The 23911-nt window shown below is 71.9% G+C and carries 22 protein-coding genes; 15 read left to right on the top strand and 7 right to left on the bottom strand.

Annotated features, from left to right (window positions below; all coding sequences use genetic code 11):
* Positions 1–74 precede the first annotated feature (74 nt).
* The 6 genes from FYX01_RS16165 (at position 75) to dapB (ending at position 5846) form a co-directional block, all read left to right on the top strand.
* Entirely contained in the window at positions 75–404 is a 330-nt protein-coding gene (locus tag FYX01_RS16165; RefSeq protein WP_150242194.1) for a hypothetical protein, read from the top strand.
* A 255-nt stretch (positions 405–659) separates the two neighbouring features.
* The gene (gene egtA, locus FYX01_RS16160; RefSeq protein WP_150242191.1) at positions 660–1958 is read left to right on the top strand and encodes an ergothioneine biosynthesis glutamate--cysteine ligase EgtA; all 1299 of its coding nucleotides are present in this window, start codon (positions 660–662) and stop codon (positions 1956–1958) included.
* Positions 1955–3301: an ergothioneine biosynthesis protein EgtB gene (gene egtB / locus FYX01_RS16155; RefSeq protein WP_150242189.1), complete on the top strand. Its 1347-nt coding sequence runs from the start codon at positions 1955–1957 to the stop codon at positions 3299–3301. The genes egtA and egtB overlap by 4 nt, the downstream gene beginning before the upstream one ends.
* Positions 3301–4038: an ergothioneine biosynthesis protein EgtC gene (gene egtC, locus FYX01_RS16150; protein WP_150242187.1), complete on the top strand. Its 738-nt coding sequence runs from the start codon at positions 3301–3303 to the stop codon at positions 4036–4038. The genes egtB and egtC overlap by 1 nt, the downstream gene beginning before the upstream one ends.
* Positions 4039–4101: 63 nt before the next feature.
* Positions 4102–5076: an L-histidine N(alpha)-methyltransferase gene (egtD, locus tag FYX01_RS16145; RefSeq protein WP_150242185.1), complete on the top strand. Its 975-nt coding sequence runs from the start codon at positions 4102–4104 to the stop codon at positions 5074–5076.
* Positions 5077–5102: 26 nt separating this feature from the next.
* A complete protein-coding gene (dapB, locus tag FYX01_RS16140) occupies positions 5103–5846 on the top strand; it encodes a 4-hydroxy-tetrahydrodipicolinate reductase (RefSeq protein ID WP_150242182.1) in 744 nt (247 codons plus the stop codon).
* 198 nt (positions 5847–6044) lie between these two features.
* Here dapB and FYX01_RS16135 read toward each other — a convergent pair whose 3' ends face one another.
* The 3 genes from FYX01_RS16135 to FYX01_RS16125 form a co-directional block, all read right to left on the bottom strand.
* On the bottom strand, positions 6045–6728 hold the full coding sequence (locus tag FYX01_RS16135; protein ID WP_150242180.1) for a class I SAM-dependent DNA methyltransferase: 684 nt from the start codon (positions 6726–6728) through the stop codon (positions 6045–6047).
* A gap of 159 nt (positions 6729–6887) precedes the next feature.
* Positions 6888–7760: a 1,4-dihydroxy-2-naphthoate polyprenyltransferase gene (locus FYX01_RS16130; RefSeq protein WP_150242178.1), complete on the bottom strand. Its 873-nt coding sequence runs from the start codon at positions 7758–7760 to the stop codon at positions 6888–6890.
* Between the two features lie 142 nt (positions 7761–7902).
* Positions 7903–8457: a GNAT family N-acetyltransferase gene (locus tag FYX01_RS16125; RefSeq protein ID WP_150242176.1), complete on the bottom strand. Its 555-nt coding sequence runs from the start codon at positions 8455–8457 to the stop codon at positions 7903–7905.
* Between the two features lie 97 nt (positions 8458–8554).
* On the opposite strand from FYX01_RS16125, the gene FYX01_RS16120 reads away from it, so the two are divergent.
* The 9 genes from FYX01_RS16120 (at position 8555) to FYX01_RS16080 (ending at position 19424) form a co-directional block, all read left to right on the top strand.
* Positions 8555–8935 carry a phage holin family protein gene (locus FYX01_RS16120; protein WP_150242174.1) on the top strand — a complete coding sequence of 127 codons (381 nt, stop codon included), beginning with the start codon at positions 8555–8557 and terminating at the stop codon, positions 8933–8935.
* A 339-nt stretch (positions 8936–9274) separates the two neighbouring features.
* Positions 9275–10246: a 4-hydroxy-tetrahydrodipicolinate synthase gene (gene dapA, locus FYX01_RS16115; RefSeq protein ID WP_150242172.1), complete on the top strand. Its 972-nt coding sequence runs from the start codon at positions 9275–9277 to the stop codon at positions 10244–10246.
* Complete coding sequence (locus tag FYX01_RS16110) at positions 10243–11928, top strand: ribonuclease J (RefSeq protein ID WP_150242170.1); 1686 nt, start codon at positions 10243–10245, stop codon at positions 11926–11928. Before dapA ends, FYX01_RS16110 begins: the two co-directional genes overlap by 4 nt.
* A gap of 227 nt (positions 11929–12155) precedes the next feature.
* Positions 12156–14684, top strand: coding sequence for a DNA translocase FtsK (locus FYX01_RS16105; protein WP_150242167.1), 2529 nt, complete (start codon positions 12156–12158; stop codon positions 14682–14684).
* A 214-nt stretch (positions 14685–14898) separates the two neighbouring features.
* The gene (locus FYX01_RS16100; protein ID WP_150242165.1) at positions 14899–16143 is read left to right on the top strand and encodes a helix-turn-helix domain-containing protein; all 1245 of its coding nucleotides are present in this window, start codon (positions 14899–14901) and stop codon (positions 16141–16143) included.
* A 172-nt stretch (positions 16144–16315) separates the two neighbouring features.
* Positions 16316–17752, top strand: a complete 1437-nt coding sequence (rimO, locus tag FYX01_RS16095; RefSeq protein WP_150242162.1) for a 30S ribosomal protein S12 methylthiotransferase RimO — start codon at positions 16316–16318, stop codon at positions 17750–17752.
* Entirely contained in the window at positions 17749–18354 is a 606-nt protein-coding gene (pgsA, locus tag FYX01_RS16090; RefSeq protein ID WP_150242160.1) for a CDP-diacylglycerol--glycerol-3-phosphate 3-phosphatidyltransferase, read from the top strand. Before rimO ends, pgsA begins: the two co-directional genes overlap by 4 nt.
* Positions 18351–18908 carry a CinA family protein gene (locus FYX01_RS16085; RefSeq protein WP_190394351.1) on the top strand — a complete coding sequence of 186 codons (558 nt, stop codon included), beginning with the start codon at positions 18351–18353 and terminating at the stop codon, positions 18906–18908. Before pgsA ends, FYX01_RS16085 begins: the two co-directional genes overlap by 4 nt.
* 159 nt (positions 18909–19067) lie before the next feature.
* On the top strand, positions 19068–19424 hold the full coding sequence (locus FYX01_RS16080; protein WP_077689304.1) for a helix-turn-helix domain-containing protein: 357 nt from the start codon (positions 19068–19070) through the stop codon (positions 19422–19424).
* A gap of 166 nt (positions 19425–19590) precedes the next feature.
* Here the strand turns inward: FYX01_RS16080 and FYX01_RS16075 are convergent, their stop codons facing one another.
* The 4 genes from FYX01_RS16075 to FYX01_RS16060 form a co-directional block, all read right to left on the bottom strand.
* Positions 19591–20055, bottom strand: coding sequence for an RrF2 family transcriptional regulator (locus FYX01_RS16075; protein WP_073702555.1), 465 nt, complete (start codon positions 20053–20055; stop codon positions 19591–19593).
* Between the two features lie 182 nt (positions 20056–20237).
* Positions 20238–21722 carry a glycoside hydrolase family 3 protein gene (locus FYX01_RS16070; RefSeq protein ID WP_150242158.1) on the bottom strand — a complete coding sequence of 495 codons (1485 nt, stop codon included), beginning with the start codon at positions 21720–21722 and terminating at the stop codon, positions 20238–20240.
* 142 nt (positions 21723–21864) lie between these two features.
* Positions 21865–22833 carry a carbohydrate ABC transporter permease gene (locus tag FYX01_RS16065; RefSeq protein ID WP_150242156.1) on the bottom strand — a complete coding sequence of 323 codons (969 nt, stop codon included), beginning with the start codon at positions 22831–22833 and terminating at the stop codon, positions 21865–21867.
* On the bottom strand, positions 22830–23822 hold the full coding sequence (locus FYX01_RS16060; RefSeq protein WP_150242154.1) for a carbohydrate ABC transporter permease: 993 nt from the start codon (positions 23820–23822) through the stop codon (positions 22830–22832). Before FYX01_RS16060 ends, FYX01_RS16065 begins: the two co-directional genes overlap by 4 nt.
* Between the last annotated feature and the right edge of the window lie 89 nt (positions 23823–23911).

The raw sequence follows: 23911 nt of genomic DNA, 5'->3' as shown, positions 1-23911 counted from the left end.
CCCTGAGCGGACGCGGCCGCGGCGCAGGGATCCGTGCCGGAACAGCGCTCTCACGGGGCCGGTTCAGGACCGGCATGTCATCCGGAACCGCCATCTCCGGTCCCGACGTCTCCGCTCCCGCGCCCCGCCCGGAGCACTGCACCACCGGCCGCGACTTCTGGCACGGCGCGGAACCCGACCTGGACGCCCACCTGACCCGTGTGGGCCTGTCCGGCGGTCTGCCGCCCACCCCGGAGGCCCCCGCCCCCGCCCCACTCCCCGCTCCGCGTGGACCTGGACGAGGCCTCCTGGAACCGGTTCCCCTCACCGCCGGCCACCAGGGGCCCAGGGCGGGCGGGGCCTGCGCCTGGACCGTGTGGCGGAGGTGTCCGGCATCGCCCTCGACCATGGGGGACGGGCCGTAGTCGGGCAGGGCCCCCGAGAGTTCGCCGCGGTGTGATGGTCATCACAGAACGGTGGGTGGGAGTCCGCCCACCCACCGCGAAACCCGCTATCACCCGGCCTCCCGACGCCGGTGCCCGCCTTCCGCATCGGGAGTGTCCTGGCGTATTCGGAGATTCGTGGGCATTCCATGCGTTCCGTCTGACGGCGTCGTGGGCAGGACCTTGGAGGCGTCAGGCGTCACCCGGCGGGGGTGACCGCTGTCGAGGGAGTAGCCCATGGCCCGGATGACCACCGAGGACGTTCACGAGTACATCAACGGCATCTGTTTCAAGACCGGCCCTCCCGGAAAGGTCGGAGTCGAGACCGAATGGCTGGTCACCGACCAGGCCGACCCGAACGCACCCGTTTCCGTCGACCGCCTCGCGGCTCTGGTGGAGGCCAGCGGCCCCCCGCCCGCGGGAAGCAGCATCACCTTCGAACCCGGCGGACAGCTCGAGCTCAGCTCGCCCGCCCTCCCCGGACCGGCACGGGCGCACGAGGCGCTCTCCGCCGATCTGGGCCACATCGGCAAGACCCTCGCCGAGTCCGGGCTGCACCTGGTCGGGACCGCACTCGACACCGCCCGCCCGCCCCGGCTCCAGCTCCGGCAGCCCCGCTACACGGCCATGGAGCGGTTCTTCGCCGACCACCGGTACACCGGCGGCCACACCATGATGTGCAGCACCGCCTCGCTCCAGGTGTGCCTGGACATCGGCGCGGACGCCGCCGACGTCCGCGCCCGCTGGGAGCTCAGCCACCGGCTCGGCCCCCTGCTCGTCGCCGCCTTCGCCAACTCCGCCTCCTGGCGGGGCCGCCCCACCGGCTGGGAATCCACCCGGTGGGCCATCTGGGCGACCATCGACGCCACCCGGACCCGGCCGGTCCTGGACCAGGACAGCGATCCCGACCCCGCCACGGCGTGGGCCGAGTACGCGCTGGCCGCGAACGTCATGGCGGTCCCGGCGTGTCCCGACACGGGCACCCCCTGGACCGCGGACCCCGGCGTCACCCTCGCCCAGTGGATCGACGGACAGGGGCCCCGCCCGGTCACCCGCGCCGACCTGGACTTCCACCTCAGCACGCTCTTCCCGCCCGTGCGCCCGCGCGGCTGGTGGGAGCTGCGCATGATCGACGCGCTCCCCACGCGCTGGTGGCCGGTCCCGGTGGCGCTCGCCGCCGCCCTGGTCGACGATCCCCGCGCCCGGGCCGTGGCCGAGGAGTCCACCGAGAGGCTGTGCCGGGGACGCTTCCCCGACCGCCGCCTGTGGATGCGGTCCGCCCAGCACGGCATCGCCGACCCCGACGTCGCCCGATGCGCCCGGGCCTGCTTCGACGCCGCCGTCGAGGCCCTGCCGCGCATGGGCGCCGCCGCCCTGTCCGTCCTGGTCAACGACTACGCCGACCGCTACACGCGGCGGGGGACCAGCCCCGCCGGTACGCGGCCGCGCGTGCCCGCACCGCGCCCGGCGCGAGAGCGGCCGCCCGCGGAACGGTCCGCGAGTCCCGACCCCGGACACGCTGGAGGAGCACGGTGAACCACGCACAGGAGCGCGCCAAGGAGCGCATCGCCGCCGAACTCGACCGCAGCAGGCACAGCAGCAACGGGCTGACGCTCGACGCCCTCGGCGAGGAGGAGCTGCTCGCCCAGCACTCGCCCCTGATGTCGCCGCTGGTGTGGGACCTGGCGCACATCGGCAACTACGAGGAGCAGTGGCTGCTCCGGGCCGCCGGGGGGCGCGAGGCGCTGCGCCCCGACATCGACGGCCTCTACGACGCCTTCGAGAACCCGCGCTCCGAACGCGTCGGCCTGCCGCTGCTGCGCCCGGAGGAGGCCCGCGAGTACAACGACCGGGTGCGCGGGGAGGTGCTCGACGTCCTGGACTCGGCCGACCTCGGCGTGCCCGGGCCACGCGAGGCCCCCGACGACCGGCGCTCCCTGCTGGACGCCGGGTTCGTCTACCACATGGTCATCCAGCACGAGCACCAGCACGGCGAGACCATGCTCGCCACCCACCAGCTCCGCAGGGGCGCGCCCGTGCTGCTGGAGGACACCGCCGACGTCGCCATGCTGCGCCCGCCCGCCGAGGGGGAGGTGCTCGTGCCCGAGGGCGAGTTCACCATGGGCACCGACGACGACCCCTGGGCCTACGACAACGAGCGCCCGGCCCGCACCGTCGACCTGGGTCCCTACTGGATCGACACCGCGCCTGTCACCAACGCCGCCTACCAGGAGTTCATGGACGACGGGGGCTACCAGAACCGCCGCTGGTGGACCCGTGAAGGGTGGGAATGGCGGGAGGGGAAGGACGCCCTCTCCCCGGCCTTCTGGACCCGGGAGGGCGACGGGTGGTCCCGCCGCAGGTTCGGCCGCCAGGAGATGGTGCCCGACGACGAACCCGTGCAGCACGTCAGCTTCCACGAGGCGCGGGCCTACGCCGCCTGGGCGGGCAAGCGGCTGCCGAGCGAACCCGAGTGGGAGAAGGCCGCACGCTTCGACCCGCGCACCGGCCGCTCCCGCCGCTACCCGTGGGGGGACACCGAACCCGGCCCCCACCACGCCAACCTGGGGCGGCGCAGGCTCGGCCCCTCCCCGGCGGGGCGCCATCCCGAAGGCGCCTCCCCGCTGGGCGTGCAGCAGCTGATCGGCGACGTGTGGGAGTGGACCTCCACCACGTTCACCGGCTATCCGGGGTTCGGGGCCTTCCCGTACCGCGAGTACTCGGAGGCCTTCTTCGACGACGGGTACAAGGTGCTGCGGGGCGGATCCTGGGCCACCCACCCCACCGCCGTCCGGTCCACGTTCCGCAACTGGGACCACCCGGTCCGGCGGCAGGTCTTCAGCGGGTTCCGGTGCGCACGTGACGCGGAACCCGCCTGATGTGCCGCCACCTCGCCTACCTGGGGCCGCCGCGCACGGTGCACGAGCTGCTGTACGCGGCGCCCCGGTCGCTGTACGTCCAGTCCTGGGCGCCGCGCATGCAGAGGTACGGCACCGTCAACGCCGACGGGTTCGGCGTCGGCTGGTACCCCCGGGCGGACGCCGAACCGCTGCGCTACCGCCGGGCCATGCCCATGTGGGGCGACGCCTCCTTCGCCGACGCCGCCCGCGCCATCACCTCCGGGTGCGTGGTGGCCGCCGTCCGCGACGCCACCCCCGGGTTCGGCTCCGAGGAGTCGGGCGCCCAGCCCTTCCGCGCCGACCGGCTGCTGTTCAGCCACAACGGCGCGGTCAGGGACGACGAGGCGCTCGCCGCGGCGTTCTCCTCGCCCCCGCCGAGAGGGGCGCTGGACGCCCGCGCCGCCCTGGACTCCGCTCCCCTGTTCGCGCACACCGTGCGGCTGTGGCGGGCTTCGGGCGACCTGGCCGGGACCCTGGCCGGAGTGGTCCGCCAGGCCCGTGAGCACTCCGAGGGCCGCTACAACCTGCTGGCCGGCGACGGCGAGGCGCTCGTCGGCACGGCCGCCGGGGACACCCTGTTCACCCTGCGCGAGCCCGGCGGAGGGGTCTTCCTCGCCTCGGAGCCCTTCGACGACGCGCCCGGCTGGCGCGAGGTACCCGAGGACTCGCTGGTCGTGGCCACGGGGGAGCGCACCGAGGTCCGTCCGCTGGGCTGAGGGGAGGTCCCCGTCCACCTTCCGCACACCGCACCCGTCCCGACCGGGACGCAGGGAGGCACCATGTTCCGGATTGATCGAAACCTGACCGCCGGCGATCTCGACAAGGCGCTGCGCACGGACGTGGCCGAGGGGCTGAGCGCGCGGCCCAAGCAGCTCCCGCCCAAGTGGTTCTACGACGAGCGCGGCAGCGCCCTGTTCGAGGAGATCACCGCGCTGCCCGAGTACTACCCCACCCGCGCCGAGCGCGCCATCCTGGAACGACGGGCCGACGCGATCGCCGGGGCGGCGGACGCCGAGGCGCTCATCGAGCTCGGCTCCGGCTCCGGGGTCAAGACGCGGCTCCTGCTGGAGGCCATGGGCCGCCACGGCCGCCTCGCCCGTTTCGTGCCCGTCGACGTCAGCGGCGACTTCCTCGCCTCCTCCGCCCGCCGCGTCGCCGACGACCACCCCGGCCTGGACGTGCACGCCGTCGTCGGCGACTTCGAGGAGCACCTCGGACTGCTACCTGTCAGCTCGGTCGGTGAGCGCCAGCTCCTGGCCGTCCTCGGCTCCACCATCGGCAACCAGGAGCCCGGACCGCGCGCCGCCTTCCTCCGGGACATCCGCGGCGTCCTCGACCACGGCGACTCGCTGCTGCTCGGCGCCGACCTGGTCAAGGACGCCGCACGCCTGGTCGCCGCCTACGACGACGCCCAGGGGGTGACGGCCGCCTTCAACCGCAACGTCCTCAGCGTCATCAACCACCGGCTCGGCGCCGACTTCGACCCCGAGGCCTTCGACCACCTGGCGCGCTGGAACGCCGAGCGGGAGTGGATCGAGATGCGGTTGCGCTCCCGGGTCGACCAGCGCGTCCGGATCGCCGACCTGGACCTGGAGGTCGACTTCGCCGCCGACGAGGAGATGCGCACCGAGATCTCGGCCAAGTTCCGCAGGGAGGGACTGGTCGCCGAGCTGGACGCCGCCGGGTTCGACCTCGTCCACTGGTGGACCGATCCGGAGGGGGACTTCGCGCTCGCCCTGGCCTCGGTCCGCTGACCCTCCCGTTCCGGTACGCTCGTGCCGTGTTCAAGGTAGGAGTTTTCGGCGCCGACGGGCGCATGGGGTCAGAGGTCGTCAGGGCGGTTCAGGGCGCCGACGACATGGAACTCGTCGCGGGCGTGGACAGCGCCGCCGACCGGAACGCGGTGCTGGGGGCCGACCACGTCGTCGACTTCACCCATCCCGACGTGGTGATGGACAACCTGGAGTGGCTCATCGACCACGGGATCCACGCCGTCGTGGGCACCAGCGGCTTCGACGAGGCCAAGCTGGAGCGCCTGCGCGCCATGCAGGCCGCCAAACCCGGATCCAAGGTGCTGATCGCCCCGAACTTCGGCATCGCCGCCGTGCTGATGATGCACTTCGCGCGCAAGGCCGCGCCGTACTTCGACTCCACCGAGATCATCGAGCTGCACCATCCCAAGAAGGTCGACGCCCCCAGCGGCACCGCCTACCGGACCGCCGAGCTGGTCGCCGAGGCCCGCCGCGAGGCCGGTAGCGCGCCCATGCCCGACGCCACCACCTCCGAGATCCCCGGTGCCCGCGGCGCCGACGTGGAGGGCGTGCGCGTGCACGCGCTGCGCATCGCCGGGCTCATCGCCCACCAGGAGGTCGTGTTCGGCACGGACGGGGAGACCCTCAGGATCCGGCACGACTCGATGAACCGCACCTCCTTCATGCCGGGCGTGCTGTTGGGCGTGCGCGGGGTGGCCGGCCTGTCCGAGCCGCTCACCGTGGGCCTGGACGCCCTCCTCGGGCTCGACTAGGGGCGGGCCGCCGCGGCCGGGTGCGGTCCACGGACCCCGACCAGGGACGACCTCGTACGTAGGGCGGGATCCGAGCGTCGAGCCCCGCTTGTAGGTACTTGTAGGTACAAGGCCACGGCGTGGGGGCGGGACGGCACCGCACCAGCGCGCGTCCCGGGTCCGGGACACGGCCCCGCGGTCCGCTTCGCCGGCCGGTCCCTACGCGCCGCGGCGGCAGGTGAGGAACACCTGGACCTCGGGCCGGGCGCCCTCGGGCTCGTAGGAGACGATCCGCTCGTCCTCCACGATCAGCCCGGCCCCCTCCACCACCCGGCGCAGCTCCTCGCGCGGGTAGCCCGACACCCGGATGTGCGAGCCCAGGAAGGGGATCGCCACGTCGTCCAGGTCGGCCTCCACCATGGACAGGCACAGCAGCCCGCCCGGCGCCAGGGAGGCGCGGATACGGCTCAGCGCCTCGGGGATGCGCGCCTTGGGCAGGCACAGCAGGGAGAAGAACGCCACGATGGCGTCGTAGGAGGCCTCCACCGGTTCCAGGTCGAGGATGTCGGCCTGGACGAACGTGGCCTCCGGCACGTTCCGGCGGGCGATCTCGATCATGCGCTCGGAGATCTCGTAGCCGGTGACCCGCGCACCCGCGGCCACCAGCTGTCTGGTGGTGGGCACGCCCGTGCCCGACCCCAGGTCGAGTACGTACGCGTCGGGCGGCAGGAGGTCCAGCAGCCGCCGTATCCGGTCCTCCTGGCCCTCCTTCCTGGGGAAGGCCTCGTCGTAGCGCTCACCGATCGCGTCGAACGCGGCGGCCTGCCGGGCCGAGCGCTCCGCCCACGCCTGTGGGTCCGGAGCCTGCTCGAGGGGGTCGGGGGCGGTGTCCTCACCGGGCACGGTGTCATCTCTCCCTGCCGTGTCGTACGCACCTGTCTCGGGTGGGCGGCATCCTACTGCCCGTGGAAGGAGCGGGAGGCCGCTGTGCGGTCGGCCGTCCGGCGTGTCGGCCCGGGAACCGCCCGCGGCCGGGGCCTCCGCGGCCCCGGGGCGCCGGGGTCAGCCCAGCAGCAGCGCGGCCGAGAACAGCACGCCGAAGGCCGTCTGGAGCTTCCCGGTCTCTCCCAGGCCCAGCACCAGGTCGCGGCCGACCTGGCCGCCCAGCACGCGCCGCACCGGCGGCACCGCGAGCGGTACCGACAGCAGCACCAGAGGCGTCCACCAGGACACCGGGGCCAGCGCCAGAGCCGCCGCGTAGGCGACCACGACCGCGCCCGCGTACAGGCGCCGGGTACCCGTCTCGCCCAGCCGCACGGCCAGGGTGATCTTGCCGGTCTCGCGGTCGGTCGGGATGTCGCGCAGGTTGTTGATCACCAGTACCGAGCAGGACAGCAGGCCCACCGGCACCGACGCCACCCACGCCTGCCACGGTGCCGATCCCGTCTGCACGAACACCGTGCCCACCACGGCCACCACGCCGAAGAACACGAACACCGAGACCTCGCCCAGGCCCCGGTACCCGTACGGAGAGCGGCCGCCGGTGTAGTACCAGGCCGCCGCGATCGCCAGGGCGCCCACCAGCAGCAGCCACCACGACGAGGTCGCGACCAGGACCAGGCCGACCACACCGGCGAGGGCGAAGCCGCCCAGGGCCGCCGCCAGCACCTGTCGCGGCGCGGCCAGGCCGGTCGCGGTCAACCGGACCGGGCCCGTCCGCGCCTCGGTGTCGGTGCCCTTCACGCCGTCGCTGTAGTCGTTGGCGAAGTTCACGCCGACCTGCAGCGCCATGGACACCACCAGGGCCAGCAGCGCCTTCCACCAGACGAACCCGCCCAGGGCGAAGGCCAGGGACGTGCCGACCGCCACCGGCACGACGGAGTTCGGAAGTGTACGGGGACGCAGCCCCGAGACCCATTCACTGACCGTGGCCACGCGCCGGTCCCTCCCAGTTCGACGACGGCGCGTACCATCCGGTGCGCGCCGAGACAACCACCCCAAGGTAGTCCCTGCCCAGGGCGGTCCCGACCCGCGTCCACCCGTTGTCCGGACCGGGTCACCGGGCCGGGAGGACGGCTCAGCGGGAGATCGCCGCGTGCAGGCGCACCATCGGGAGCAGACTCCCCATGTCGATCTCCCGGCGGGCGCCGTCCGGGCGCCACCCGGAGGCCTCGAAGAACGTGCGCAGCGCGTTGTCGGCCTCGGGCACCCACACGTGCACGGTGCCGAAACCGTCGTCCACCAGGTGGTCCACGCACGCGTTCACCAGGCGGCTGCCGTGTCCCTCGCGCGCCCGCGCCGGGTCCACGTGCAGGGCGAACACCTCCGCGTCCGTGGCGGGCCACAGGTCCGGGTCCCCGGCCGGGCCGAACGCCGCGAACCCGGTCACCGTCCGCACCCCGCCGACCTCGTCGGTGGACACCACCAGCTTGTGCCTGGAGGTCGGCGGGGACTGCAGGGCCGTGGTCCACTGCTCGCGGAACTGCTCACGGGCCTCCTCGCCGCCCAGCGCCTCGGTCACGTCCTCGGGCAGCAGCGCCCCGTACACCGCCCGCCAGGAGGCCACCTGGACGTCGACGACGGTGTTCACGTCGGAGGCGCGGGCGGGGCGGACGAACTGGGCACTGGACACGGTGGGGTCTCCTTCGAGGGGGTTGCGACACGCCTGAAGGCAAGGTCACCTACGCCGGAGTTTCGGGACCTTGCCATGGCATGGGAACATCTACCTTGTGAGCCTCATTATCAGAGTTATCGTGAACGCGCTCGCCCTTTGGGCGGCGGTCTTCCTGATCGACGGGATCGATGTCACGGCACAGGACACGGTCGGCCAGATCCTGGTCTACCTCGCCGTCGGCGCGATCTTCGGCGTGGTCAACGCGATCATCAAACCGATCGTCAAAGCGGTCGGGTGCTTGTTCTACGCTCTGACCCTGGGCCTGATCGGCCTGGTGGTGAACGCATTCCTGCTCCTGCTCACGGACTGGATCGCAGGATTGTTCGACCTGCCCTTCCACATCGAGGGTTTCTGGCCCGCGTTCTGGGGTGCGATCGTCGTCACCATCGTCAGCTGGCTGTTGAGCATGTTCCTTCCCGACGGCGGGGACGACTAGCCCTTCCACACCCTCCCGTCCGCCCTGACCTGCGTGCGGACCCCGGGCCCGGCCGGATGGCACGGGCCCGGGACGGGTAGGTTCACATTCTCGGAGCCACCAACCTCGACCTACGAGGACGGTGGCCTGGCGGGACCGCGGTCCCGCGCCCCCAGGGGCACCACAGATCTTCCCCGCGACCGTCGTGCACACGCCGGTCGTGGTGGCGGACACGCAGCGCCGCCCACCCGTGCACGGAAGACACGGGACGTCCACAGCTGCCGACGCACACCGAGAGGAGGAGGGGCTACCACGGACCCCACCGCCCGCGGGCGGCGGTCCGCACGCCTTTCACACACGATGGTGGACACCAAGAACCGCCCGTTCGGCAAGATGTTGACCGCTATGGTCACCCCGATGCTCGAAGACGGGGAGCTCGACTACGAGGGCGCGGCCAGACTGGCCACCTACCTCGTCGACGAACAGCACAACGACGGCCTCATCATCAGCGGTACCACTGGCGAGTCGCCCACGACCAGCGACGACGAGAAGGACCGCGTCCTCAGGTCCGTCGTGGAGGCCGTCGGTGACCGCGCCACGGTCGTCGCCGGGGTCGGCACCAACGACACCCGCCACAGCATCAGGCTGGCCAAGGCGGCCGAGAAGGCGGGGGCACACGGCCTGCTGACGGTCACCCCGTACTACAACAAGCCGCCGCAGGAAGGCCTCATCCGGCACTTCACGTCGATCGCCGACTCCACCGACCTGCCGGTCATGCTCTACGACATCCCGCACCGCACCGGGACGCCGATCGCCTCCGAGACCCTGGTCCGGCTGGCCGAGCACCCGCGCATCGTGGCCAACAAGGACGCCAAGGACAACGTCGGCGCCAGCTCATGGGTCATGGAGCGCACCGACCTGGCCTTCTACTGCGGCACCGACATCCTCAACCTGCCGCTGCTGTCCGTCGGCGCCGCCGGGTTCGTCAGCGTCGTCGGCCACATCGTCGGCTCCGACCTGCGCGACATGATCGACGCCTTCGAGAAGGGCGAGGTCGGTCAGGCCCTGGCCATCCACCGCCGCCTCACCCCGGTCTACACCGGCATGTTCCGCACCCAGGGCGTCATCACCACGAAGGCCGTCCTCAACCTGTTCGGACTGCCCTCCGGCCCGGTGCGCACACCGCTCGCCGACGCCTCGTCCGAGCTCCAGGCCCTCCTGCGCGAGGACCTGGCCGCCGCGGGCGTCAAGGGCCCCATCGGTCTGGCCCCGCACCAGGCCGTCCCCGCCAGCGCCGTGCGCGTCGAGCGCCTCACGGAGGGATCCGTATGAGTCATCCGCACCCCGAGCTGAGCTCGCCGCCGCCCCTGGGCAAGGGCGCCCTGCGCATCGTCCCCCTGGGCGGCCTCGGCGAGATCGGCCGCAACATGACGGTCTTCGAGTACGACGGGCGCCTGCTCATCGTGGACTGCGGCGTGCTCTTCCCCGAGGAGGAGCAGCCCGGTGTCGACCTGATCCTGCCGGACTTCGACCACATCCGGGACCGGCTCGACGACGTCGAGGCGATCGTGCTCACCCACGGGCACGAGGACCACATCGGCGGTGTGCCGTTCCTGCTGCGCGAGCGGCCCGACATCCCGCTCATCGGCTCCAAGCTCACCCTGGCGCTGATCACCGCCAAGCTGGGCGAGCACCGCATCAAGCCGGAGACCGTCCTGGTGGAGGAGGGGGAGCGGCACGACTGCGGCCCCTTCAACCTGGAGTTCTTCGCGGTCAACCACTCCATCCCGGACGCGCTCGCCGTGGGCATCCGCACCCCGGCCGGGACGGTGCTGCACACCGGTGACTTCAAGATGGACCAGCTGCCGCTGGACGGCCGCCTGACCGACCTGGCGGGCTTCGCCCGGTTCGGCGACGAGGGCGTCGACCTGCTGCTGTCGGACTCCACCAACGCCGAGCAGCCCGGCTTCGTCGTCAGCGAGCGCAACCTGAACGAGGCCATCGACAAGGTGTTCCGGACGGCCGAGAAGCGCATCGTGGTGGCCTGCTTCGCCTCGCACGTGCACCGCGTCCAGCAGGTCATCGACGCCGCCGTCCAGCACGGGCGCAAGATCGCGTTCGTGGGCCGCTCCATGGTCCGCAACATGAACATCGCGCGCGACCTGGGCTACCTGAGCGTTCCCGGCGACACCATCATCGACGCCAAGCAGCTCGACCAGGTGCGCCCGGAAGAGGTGCTCATGGTCTGCACGGGCTCGCAGGGCGAGCCGATGGCGGCGCTCAGCCGGATGGCCAACCGGGACCACCAGATCCGGATCGAGGAGGGCGACACCGTCCTGCTCGCCTCCTCACTGATCCCCGGCAACGAGAACTCGGTCAACCGGGTGATCAACGGACTGACCCGCTGGGGCGCCAAGGTCGTGCACAAGGGCAACGCCCTGGTGCACGTGTCCGGGCACGCGTCCGCGGGCGAGCTGATGTACGTGCTCAACATGGTGCATCCGCGCAACTTCATGCCGGTGCACGGCGAGTGGCGGCACATGCGTGCCCACGCCGACCTGGCCAAGCTCACGGGCGTGCCCAGCGACCGCATCGTCATCGCCGAGGACGGCGTGGCCGTGGACCTGTACAAGAACCGCGCCAAGATCGTCGGCGCGGTCCAGGCCGGGTACGTGTACGTGGACGGCTCCTCGGTCGGCGACGTCACCGAGGCCTCGCTGAAGGACCGCCGCATCCTCGGCGATGAGGGCTTCGTCTCCGTCGTCGTGGCGGTGGACTCCACCACGGGCAAGATCCTCGGTGAGCCCGAGATCCACACCCGCGGCGCGGGCATCAGCGCGGACGCCTACGACGACGTCGTCGACAGGATCCAGGACGCCCTGGACAAGGCGGCCCGGGACGGGGTCAACGACCCCCACCAGCTGCGGCAGCTCATCCGCCGCAACACGGGCCGCTGGGTCAGCGACAACTACCGGCGTCGTCCCATGATCATCCCCGTTCTGGTCGAGGTCTGACCCGGAACACGGTACGGCGAGCGGCCCGGACGCGCCACGGCGCGCCCGGGCCGCTCGCGTTCCCGGGGCCGCGCGTCCTCGGGCGGAAGCGCGACACGCCGCTCCGTTCGGGCGACACGCCGTCCCGTGGGAGGCGGACGGCGTGGACACCCCAGTAGGCTGCTCGCCGTGGCGGGCCGTCCTGCCCGACCGCACGAACGACCCCGTTCTCCCGGAGGTGACCCCCGATGGCCACGCGCGCCTCCTCCGGAGGTTCCGGACGCAAGAAGCCCGCCACGCGCAAGTCCGCGGCGAGGAAGCGCATGCCCGACGGGCCGATCGCCCTCGCCGTCACCATGTTCGGCCAGTTCCTGCTGGTGCTGTGGAAACTGGTCGCGCACACCGTCGGCGGCTCAGCCCGGGCGGTGGGCCGCAGCACCCGGGGGCTGGACCCCGACCTGCGCCGCGACGGGGCCGGGCTGGTCCTGCTCGCCGCGGGGATCCTCATCGCCGCCGCCGTGTGGTGGCGCAGCGACGGGCTGCTGCTGGAGTACACCCGCATGGTCGTGGCCGGCGGCTTCGGCACGTTCTCCCCGATCCTGCCGCTGCTGTTCCTGCCGGTCGCGATCAGGCTGATGCGTACCCCCGGCAACGGCCGGGAGGGTGACGCGGGACGTCTGTTCATCGGCTTCACCGCGATCATGCTGGGCCTGCTCGGACTGATCCACATCGCCCGCGGCATCCCGCGGCCCTCCGACGGCCTGGAGGCCCTCCAGGGGGCGGGCGGGCTCATCGGCTTCGTCGCCTCCGGGCCGCTCAGCGCCGTGGTCACCCCCTGGCTGACCGGGGTGCTGCTGTTCCTGGTGCTGGTCTTCGGCGTCCTGGTGGTCACCGCCACCCCCATCCGACGTATCCCCGAGCGCCTGCAGACCCTGTTCACCGCACTCATGGAGCGCGACGACGGACCCGACTCGGGGATCGGCATCCTGGGCGCCGACACGGAGAGGAAGCCCGCCAGGGCGCGCGGGCGCAAGCCCGGGAGGAAGAGCGGCGGAACCGTGGCGGGCGACCACGAGCGCCCCTACGACAGCCCGGTGCTGCCCGGTGAACCCGCGGTCCCCGCGCTCACCGGCGAGGAGGAGAAGTCCGCCCTGCCGGCCGGGGCCGAGGAGACGGGAACGGGAACGGAGACGGCCGAGGAGGCCGGAGCCGGGAGGAGGGCCGCGCGGGGGAGGAAGAAGGCGGCGGTCCCCGACCCCACACCGGCGCCCGCCACCACCGAGCAGCTGACCATCCCCTCCCGCGTGGTGGAGGGCGACTACGAGCTGCCCGCGCCGACCATGCTCAAGCCCGGCAGCCCGTCCAAGCCGCGCACCAAGGCCAACGACGAGGTCGTGGCGGCCCTGTCCGGGGTGCTCACCCAGTTCAACATCGACGCCGACGTCACCGGCTTCACCCGCGGTCCGACGGTGACCCGCTACGAGATCGAGCTGGGCCCGGCGGTCAAGGTCGAGAAGGTCACCGCCCTGGCCAAGAACATCTCCCTGTCCGTCAAGAGCGCCGACGTGCGCATCCAGTCGCCCATCCCCGGCAAGTCCGCGATCGGTGTGGAGATCCCCAACACCGACAAGGACATCGTGAGCCTGGGCGACGTGCTGCGGTCCCCGGCGGCGACCTCGGACGACCATCCCATGCTGGTCGGCCTGGGCAAGGACGTCGAGGGTTCCAACGTGGTCGCGAACCTGGCCAAGATGCCGCACGTGCTGGTCGCCGGTGCCACCGGCGCGGGTAAGTCCACCTGCATCAACGGGCTGATCACCTCGCTGATGATGCGCGCCACGCCCGACGAGGTGCGGATGATCCTGGTCGACCCCAAACGGGTCGAGCTGACCATGTACGAGGGCATCCCGCACCTGATCACCCCCATCATCACCAACCCCAAGCGGGCCGCCGAGGCCCTGCAGTGGGTGGTGGGGGAGATGGACCGCCGCTACGACGACCTGGCCGCCTCCGGGTACCGGCACATAGACGACTTCAACGCCGCCGTGCGCACCGGTGAGCTGACCGCCCCGCCCGGCAGCGAGCGCCAGTACGAGCCCTATCCCTACCTGCTGGTGATCGTGGACGAGCTGGCCGACCTGATGATGGTCGCCCCCCGCGACGTGGAGGACGCCGTCGTGCGCATCACCCAGCTGGCCCGCGCCGCCGGCATCCACCTGGTGCTGGCCACCCAGCGGCCCAGCGTCGACGTCGTCACCGGCCTGATCAAGGCCAACGTGCCCTCCCGCCTGGCCTTCGCCACCTCCAGCCTGTCCGACAGCCGGGTCATCCTCGACCAGCCCGGGGCCGAGAAGCTCGTCGGCAAGGGCGACGCCCTCTTCCTGCCGATGGGCGCGGGCAAGCCCATCCGCCTCCAGAACGCCTGGGTCGCGGAGAAGGAGATCCGGGGGATCGTCGACCACTGCAAGAAGCAGTCCGCGCCCAGCTACCGCGAGGACGTGGCCGCCCCCGCGACCAAGAAGAAGGAGATCGACGAGGACATCGGCGACGACCTCGACCTGCTCCTGCAGGCCGTCGAGCTGGTGGTCACCACCCAGTTCGGGTCCACGTCCATGCTCCAGCGCAAGCTGCGCGTCGGCTTCGCCAAGGCGGGCCGCCTGATGGACCTCATGGAGAGCCGCGACGTGGTCGGCCCCAGCGAGGGGTCCAAGGCCCGCGACGTGCTGGTCACCCCCGACGACCTGCCCGCCGTCCTGGAGGACATCCGCGGCTCCTGACCCGCCCGGAGCCGGGTGTGTCCCGGGCGGGTCGGGGGTTCGGTGGATCCCGTGTCACGGACTTTCCCGAACCTCCACTCGCATCCCTTAGAAACGTGCCTGCCCGATTTGGTGTGATCTTGGGGGCTTCATGGGGCGTGGTGACCTGCGTAAATGCCCCTTGAGCAGGCAGAGTGGGTCTCGGCATCAACGCACAGTAGCGGGGGGAGTGCGCATGGCGACGATCGGCCAGACCCTGTCCGCCGCCCGAGTCGCGGCGGGGTACACGGTCGCGGACCTCAGCGCCCGTACACGTATCCGGGAACCTGTTCTCATGGGCATCGAGCAGGAGGACTTCATCCCCTGCGGCGGGGACTTCTACGCACGCGGACACATCCGCGGCATCTGCCGCGCGCTCGGCCTGGACCCGGCACCGCTCCTGGCCGAGTACGACCGCGAACACGCCAGCGGCGCCATACCCGCCTTCGTCTCTCCGCAGCGCCACCCGGCGGCCACACCCGAGGGGATCCGTGCGGCCGCCGCGGCGCGCGCCGCGGCGGCCACGCGGGAGGACGCACGGTCCTCGTCACCGACGCACCGCTTCGGCGACGACGACTCCGGCGTCGGCGCTCAGCGCTGGGGCCACTTCGAACGCGGGCAGATCCTGGGCCGCCCGGCGGAGGAGGAGGATCTCCGGGACGCCCGGTCCGCACGGGTCCCCGAACCCCGTGACGCGGGGGAGGAGTACCACGGAGGGCACCACGTCCCCGACGGGCGGTACCTTCCCGACGGGCAGTACGTCCCCGACGGGCACCACGTCCCCGGCGGGGGGCCCGCGCACGAAGGAGGGCACGCGCACGAAGGAGGGCACGCGCACGAAGGGCCCGTGAACGGAATCCCCGTGTACGGCAGGCCGGCGAACGGCGTGCTCCGGGGCGGCAGGCACGCCGGAGGCGGCAGGGCGCGCGGCGGCGGACCCGCGCCGCGTCCCTTCGGCGCCGTCGGCCACAGGCGGGTCGAGGCGGTCCGGCGCCACTGGCCCTGGGCCGTCGTCGGCGCCCTTGTGGTCCTGTCCGTCCTCATCGGTGTCCGCACCTGGCAGGACTGGGACGCGGGCAACCCGCTGCGGGCCGCCTTCGACTCCTCCACCGGTGAGAGCACCGTCGGCTCCGCCGTGGACCCCGGCGGCGCGAAGGAGGCCGCCGAGGCGGCTCCGCCGGAGCCCGCCGAGTTCACCGTCGAACTCAGCGCCTCCGCCCGCAGCTGGATCGAGGTCACGGGGGCCGACGGCGAGAGCCGGTACGTCGGTTTCCTACTGGAGGGCGAGAAGCGGGACTACACGACCGAGGAGGCCATCGACCTGTGGATCGGCGACGCCGGGGCGATCAGCGTCACCGTCGACGGAGAGGAACTCGAACCCCTCGGGCTGCCCGGGGAGGTCAAGGAGGTCACCATCGGCGCGGACGGCCTGGTCCAGTGACGGCGCCGTCGGCTGCCGGCGCGAACCCTGACCGGAGTGCGGGAGGGTGAGCCGGTCAGGGTAGTGTGGGGGGCTGCGGGCGGCGCCATGCGACGCCGCGCCCCGGACAGGGTTCAACCGTGACCGGTCCGGCCCCCGCACCACTCGAAGCTCTCCCACATGCTTGGAAGCCATGTCATCGCGCCGTACTGTCTCACTTGTCACCCTGGGGTGTGCGCGTAACGAGGTCGACTCCGAAGAGCTGGCCGGGCGCCTGTCGGCTGGCGGCTGGGACCTCGTTGACGGCGACACCGAGGCCGACGTCACCCTCGTCAACACCTGCGGGTTCATCGAGGCGGCCAAACAGGACTCCATCGAGACCCTCCTGGGGGCCGCCGACAAGGGGGGGAAGGTCGTCGCCGCCGGGTGTATGGCCGAGCGGTACGGTTCCGAGCTCGCCGAGGCCCTGCCCGAGGCGCAGGTCATCGGCTTCGACGACTACGCCGCCATCACCGACCGCCTCGACGACGTCGTGGCCGGGCGTTCCCTCGTCCCCCACGACCCCCGTGACCGGCGCACCCTGCTGCCGATCAGCCCGGCCGAGCGCGACGACTCCCAGGCGCACGTGCCCGGCCACTTCACCGACTTCGCGGGGGCCGAGGGCACCGAGCTGCCCTACCGCGCCGCCATCCCGCGCCGCCGCCTGACCGGCGGTCCGGTGGCCAACCTCAAGATCGCCTCCGGCTGCGACCGGCGCTGCACCTTCTGCGCGATCCCCACCTTCCGCGGTGCCTACGTCTCCCGCCATCCCGACGAGATCGTCCGCGAGGCCGAGTGGCTGGCCGGAGAGGGCGTCCGCGAGGTGTTCCTGGTCAGCGAGAACTCCACCTCCTACGGCAAGGACCTGGGCGACGTGCGCGCCCTGGAGGCGCTCCTGCCCCGCCTGGCCGCCGTCGAGGGCCTGGAACGGGTCCGGGTCAGCTACCTCCAGCCCGCCGAGGTCCGCCCCGGGCTGGTGGACGTCCTCACCGGCACCCCCGGCGTGGTCCCCTACTTCGACCTGTCCTTCCAGCACGCCAGCGGCGCCCTCCTGCGCCGTATGCGGCGCTTCGGCGAACGCGAGCGCTTCCTGGAACTGCTGGACACGGTCCGGGTGCGCGCGCCCGGTGCCGGTGCCCGCTCCAACTTCATCGTCGGCTTCCCCGGCGAGACCGAGGCCGAGTTCGAGGATCTGGTCTCCTTCCTCACCGAGGCACGCCTGGACGCCATCGGCGTGTTCGGCTACTCCGACGAGGACGGCACCGAGGCCGCGACCCACGAGGGCAGACTGCCCGACGAGGTCGTCGCCGAGCGTGTGGACCGGCTCAACCGGCTCTCCGAGGAGCTGATGGCCCAGCGCGCCGAGGAGCGGATCGGCTCACAGGTGACGGTCCTGGTGGAGTCGGTGCTGGAGGACGGGGCCTATGAGGGCCGCGCCGAGCACCAGGCCCCCGAGGTGGACGGCAGTACGATCCTGTACGGCGGGGACCTCGCCGTCGGCGACCTGGTGCGTGCCACCGTCATCCAGTCGGCCGGCGCCGACCTCGTCGCGGAGCAGGACGACGCCCAGCCGGAAGCCGCACAAAGATGAACGATCACGAGTCCGCGGCCACGCCCGGCCCCCACGTTCCGCTGTGGAACATCGCGAACATCCTCACGATGAGCCGCCTGCTCATGGTGCCGCTCTTCGTGTGGTTCATGTTCCTGGACGGTTCCTGGTGGCGGTTCGCCGCCTTCGCGGTCTTCGTGCTGGCCGCCATCACCGATCGCGTCGACGGCGAGCTCGCCCGCCGGCACAACCTGGTCACCGACTTCGGCAAGATCGCCGACCCCATCGCCGACAAGGCGCTCACCGGCGCCGCGCTGGTGGTGCTCTCCCTGCAGGGCGACCTGTGGTGGTGGGTCACCCTCGCCATCCTGGTCCGCGAATGGGGCATCACGGCGCTGCGCTTCGCGGTCCTGCGCTACGTGGTCATGCCCGCCAGCCAGGGCGGCAAGCTCAAGACGGTCCTGCAGATCGTCGCGATCAGCGTCTACCTGTTCCCCCTGCAGGTGCTTCCCCTCAGCGGCGTCCTCACCTGGTTCGCCCACGTGGTGATGGGAGCGGCGCTCGCGGTCACACTGTGGACCGGCCTGACCTACGTGCTCGACGCCGTCCGCGCGGTCCGTGCCCGCGGGGGGCGCGCGGGGTGAGGCGGGAGGAGGACCGGGGCCGCCCGGGCCCGGAGGAGCCGGAGTCCCGGTCCGGAGCACTCACTGCGGCCGGGGCCGCCCACCGGGCCCTGCTGGACCGCGGTGCCACCTGCGCCACCGCCGAGTCGCTGACCGGCGGCCTGATCGGCGCCCACCTGACCGCCATCCCCGGCTCCTCCGGTTCCTACCGGGGCGGCGTGGTCGCCTACGCCACCGACGCCAAGGCCGGCCTGCTGGGCGTTCCGGAGGACCTCCTGGCCGAACACGGCGCCGTCCACCCCGGGGTGGCCGAGCACATGGCGCTCGGCGTCCGCCGACTGCTGGAGGCCGACTACGGCGTCGCGGTGACCGGTGTGGCCGGCCCCGACGCCCAGGACGGACAGCCCGTCGGCACCGTCTACGCGGCCGTCGCCACGCCCGGTGACCGGACCCGTGTCCATCAGTTCCGTTTCACCGGGGACCGTGCGGGTATCCGATACCGAACGGTCGAGGGGGCACTGTCGCTCCTGGACTCGGTCGTTCGCGGGAGTGTGGAGGGAAGCACCCGGGCCTGAACCTTTCGGTTGGTCCCTCCTCCCCTCGTCGAGGGGAACAAAACCACCCTCGGACGTGGTTCCCCCTCCAGCGAACAGGACGGCAAGAGGTGCCCGAATCGGGCGTGGGGCAGGTACGGTGTTGTATATGAAGGTCGCTACCGGTGGGAGGGAGCGCGAATGATGGTCCTGCTTCGTCACCTACTTGGTGACGTGCTCAGGCGGCTCCGGCAGCGCCAGGGCCGCACCCTCCGCGAGGTGTCGGCCGATGCACGTGTATCCCTCGGCTACCTGTCGGAGGTCGAGCGCGGGCAGAAGGAAGCCTCTTCCGAACTGCTCTCCTCGATCTGCGGGGCCCTCGGGGTCCCGCTCTCCCAGGTACTGAGGGAGGTCTCCGACCAGCTTGCCCTCGCCGAGCTGCAGGAGGCCGCGCTGCTGGGCGACTCGGTCACGACCGACCCCGTCTCCGCCCAGGACCTCGGCATCGACCCGGTACCGGATCGCGTTCCCCATGTCGCCGACATGGTGGGGGTCTGACCCCCACCTCGGAACTGTCCGTCCATCGCCATCGTGACCATGTGAAGGAGCCGACCGGGAGGTCGGCTCCTTTCGCGTGTCCGGAGGCCCTCCCGCACGCGGGACCGCCGGGGTGGCGGGAGGCTCCGGCCGTGGCGGGGCGGGGCGTGTTCGGCGGACACACGCCCTAGCGGTGGGTGTGGTTGACCCAGGCCTCGGGGTCCTCGGCCAGGGTCCGCACCGTCGCGGGCAGCTCGTTGGTCACCAGGTGCTGGAGGTTGACGCCCTCCAGGATGACGCGCTCGCTCGCGCGCAGGGCGATCCACACCTGCTGCAGGCTGCGGGCCGCACCGTCGTAGTCGACGTGTTCGGGGCGCTCCCCGCGCACGTTGGCGAGCGGTCCGTCGACCGCGCGGATGATGTCGGCCAGGGAGATCTCCGCCGCCGGACGGGCCAGCCAGTAGCCGCCGACGGGGCCGCGCTGGCTGCGCACCAGGCCGGCACGGCGTAGCTGGGTGAGGATGTTCTCGAGGAATTTTCCGGGGATGGCCTGCGCGCGTGCGAGTTGCTCGGCCGTCACCGGCCCCTCCTCGGCGACGGCAAGCTCCGCCGCCGCGCGTAGCGCGTAGTCGACCCGGGCTGAAAGGCGCATGCTGTGATTATGCCGTGGTTAGAAGGGCGAATGGGGCACCGGACGCCGACATGTGCGCCGACGGCCGGAGTGCTTCAGGGCAAGGGTACTTCTCCTACCGGGTTTCGGGGACATCGGTGACGTTCCCGACCCGGCCCGCCCGCGTCCGTGTGTCCCTCTCCACCCGCCGGGGCGGGAGGGGATCAGCTCCCGCCGGGGGAGGGGGAGGGGGAGGGGACGCCCACCGCGCCGCCCAGCAGCTCGGCCGCGCTCAGGCCGTTCACGTGCGCGGCACCGTAGGTGCTCACGTGGGCCCCGCACACGGGGCGCCAGATGGGCAGGCCCATCTCCACCACCACGGCCCCCGGACGGAGGCCGAGCAGGCGGTTCACGAGCGCCCGGGTGCCGGGATAGCGGTGCGCGTCCCGCACCACCACGACCAGGTCACGGTCCCGGGCGTTGGCCGCCAGCCGTTCGGCGTGCCCCTCCTCGGGGGAGACCCGCTCGACGTCGGGGAACCAGGGGCCCAGGCCCCACGGGACCTCGCCCACCGCCATGCCGGAGGGGGCGTCCACCTCCACCACGTACGGGTCCCTCAGCGGCGGCAGGTCGCCGTTCACGAGCACCGCCCGGCGGGCGCCGGCCAGGCCCACGCCGTCGGCCTCGGGGACTGCCGCGCGCCGGGAGGCCGACTCCCGGATCCAGGTGCGCAGTTCGGCGTTGCGCGCGGCGGCCTCCTCCAGGCGTTCCCCGGACAGGCGGCCCTCGCGGACCGCATCCACCAGGGCGGCGCGGACCAGTTCGACCTGGTCGGCGTAGACGAACCTGCCCAGGCACAGCAGGTCCACCCCGGAGACCACCGCGCGCACGCTGGCCTCGGGGATACCGATCCGGCCGCTGACGCCCTGCATCTCCATGGCGTCGCTGACCACGGTCCCGGTGAAGCCCAGCTCTCCGCGGAGCAGCTCGTTGAGGATGCGCGGGGTGAGCGTGGCCGGACCGTCACCGCCCAGCCCCGGCATCTCGATGTGCGCGGTCAGGATCGACCGGACCCCCGCCTCCACCGCCGCCCGGAACGGCACCAGCTCGCGGCGCCGCAGCAGGTCGGCGTCGGCCTCCACGCGCGGCAGCACGTGGTGGGAGTCCTGGGAGGTGGCGCCGTGGCCGGGGAAGTGCTTGGCGCACGCGGCCACGCCCGCCTCCTGCAGGCCCAGCACGGCCGCGGCCGCGTGGCGGGCCACGAGTTCGGCGTCGGCGCCGAAGGAGCGGGTACCGATCACCGGGTTGTCGTCGGCGACGTTGACGTCCACCGACGGGGCCAGGTCCAGGTTGAAGCCCAGCTCGGCCAGGCGCCCGCCCAGGGAGCGAAGGGTGGCGCGGGTCAGGTCGGGGTCGTCCACCGCGCCCAGCGCGGCGTTGCCCGGGTAGTCGCTGCCCCGCGCCTGGCCGATGCGGGTGACGTCGCCGCCCTCCTCGTCCAGGGAGATCAGCGGGGTGTCGGTGGCCTCGGCCAGGGAGGCGTTCAACGCGGTCACCTGCTCCGGACCGTCGAGGTTGTTGTGGAACAGGCAGACACCGGAGATGCCGTCCGCCAGACCATCCAGGACCCAGCGTGGGGCGTGGTAGGACTCGAAGGGCACCAGCAGCGTGGCGTTGGCCAGGCGTGCCAGGGTCGGGTCGTACGGCATGACGGACTCCGTTCGGTGAGCGAAGGGGTGCCCGGGGCGGGGCAGACGGGTGGCGTGGGGGCGGGTACGTGGTCGGGGGCGTGCGTGTCCGGGGCGGGTTCCACGGCGCCCGTCGCGCGGAACCCGCCCCGGCGGGAGGCGGTCAGCCCTTGACCGCGCCCATGGTCAGGCCGGAGACCATGCGCCGCTGGACGAACAGGAAGAAGAGCATCACGGGGATGGTCAGCAGCGTGGAGGCCGCCATGATCGGTCCCCACTCGGTGCCGAAGCGGCCGAAGTAGTAGGACAGGGTCAGCGGCAGCGTGTAGTTGTCCGTGCTGCGGCCCAGGAACGTCAGGGCGACGATGAACTCGTTCCAGGCGGTGATGAAGGCGAAGATGCTCGCCGCGACCAGGCCCGGCGCGACCAGCGGCATCAGGACGCGCCAGAAGACGGTCCAGGGGCCGGCGCCGTCGATGGCCGCGGCCTCCTCCAGCTCCTTGGGCACCGCGGCGACGAAGCCCCGCAGCATCATGATGGTGATCGGCAGGGACACGGCCGTGTACACGATGAGCAGGCCGGACAGGTTGCCGAGCAGCTGCATGCCGCTCACGTCGGACAGCTGGCGGAAGTTGATGAAGATCGAGATGATCATCGCCTCCATCGGCACCATCTGGATCACCATCAGCAGGATGATGAAGGTGGTGCGCAGCCGGAAGCGGAACCGGGCCACGGCCACGGCGGCCAGCAGGGACAGGAACGCTCCCATGGCCACGGCCGCGACGGTGACGAACAGGCTGTTGCCGAGGAACTGCCAGAAGTTCACGCCCGGGATCAGCTGGCCGTTGAGCACCCTGTCGAAGTGCTCCAGCGTCGGTGTCCTCGGGAAGACGGTCTGGTCCCGGGTGAAGATCTCGCCCACCGGCTTGAGGGCCGTGATGACCATCCAGTACACCGGGAAGACGGAGAACAGGAACACCGCGACGCCGGCCAGGTACAGCGGGACCGAGCGCAGGCGGCGCGTCGTACCGCGGCGGCGGGCGCGTCCGGAGCGGCCCGCTCCGCCGGCCTCGGCGCTCCCGGTGGCGCGTTCGCGCGGGGCGGGGCGGGTGGTGTCGTCGGTCGCGGTCATCGGGTCTCCCCCTGGCGGATCATGATGCGCAGGTAGTACGCGGTGACGGCGAGGATCATCACGGTCATGACCACCGCGATCGCCGAGCCCATGCCGTAGTTGGCCGGGCTGGCGCTGAAGCCCTGCTGGTAGATGTAGTACGAGAGCAGGTAGACGTCCTTGTTCTGGAAGCTGTTGGCCAGGATGTACAGCTGGGTGAACACCCGCAGGTCCCAGATGATCTGCAGGACCAGGAGCAGGGCGAACAGCGGACGCAGCATCGGGAACGTGACGTTCCAGAAGGCCTTCCAGGCGCTGGCGCCGTCCATCCTCGCGGCCTCGTACAGCTCGTGCGGGATGCTCTTGAGCCCGGCGAGGACGGAGACCGCGACGAAGGGGAAGGACTGCCAGACGATCACCGTGATCAGGATGGAGAACAGCGAGAGCGGTTCGAGGAACCAGTTGTACTCCAGCCAGCCGTCGCCCACCAGCCAGTCCGGCAGTCCGTCCAGCGCGACGTTGACCAGTCCCCGCTCGGGCAGGAACAGCCAGCGGAAGACCAGTGAGGCGCTCAGCGCAGGGGTGGCCCAGGCGAGCATCATGCCGAGGGCCACGATCCCCGAGAACCAATTGGGGAGCTTGTGCAGCAGCAGCCCCACGAGAGTGCCCAGCACCATCGTGATGCCGACCATCAGTGTGCAGACGACGACCGTGTTGCGCAGGATCGCCCAGAACTCGGGGTCGGTCAGCAGTGACTGGTAGTGGGCGAAGCCGTTCCATGCCGGCCCGGGCTGGTTCGGCAGGAGGTTGCGGGTGGTGAAGCTGGTGAGCGAGTACCACACCATCTGCACGATCGGCCACAGCAGCACGATCGCGAGCAGGATCAGGGCCGGGGCTATGAGCAGGTACGGGGTGGGAAACTTGCGGCGGCGCGGCGCGGGTTCGGTCACGGGGGCCCTGACGGGCCTCTCGGCCTCGCGCTCGGCCGCTGGTTCGACGGTTTGTGGCATGGTCTTCTCAATCGAGTGGGCCGGGCGCGGCGGGCGGGGTCCTGGTGCGGGCCCCGCCCGCGCACAGCTCTACACAGTGAGTCGGGTCC

This window comes from Nocardiopsis quinghaiensis (genome assembly GCF_008638365.1).
In the GTDB taxonomy this organism is placed as follows: domain Bacteria; phylum Actinomycetota; class Actinomycetes; order Streptosporangiales; family Streptosporangiaceae; genus Nocardiopsis; species Nocardiopsis quinghaiensis.
This window is presented reverse-complemented; position numbering and strand designations above follow the sequence as displayed.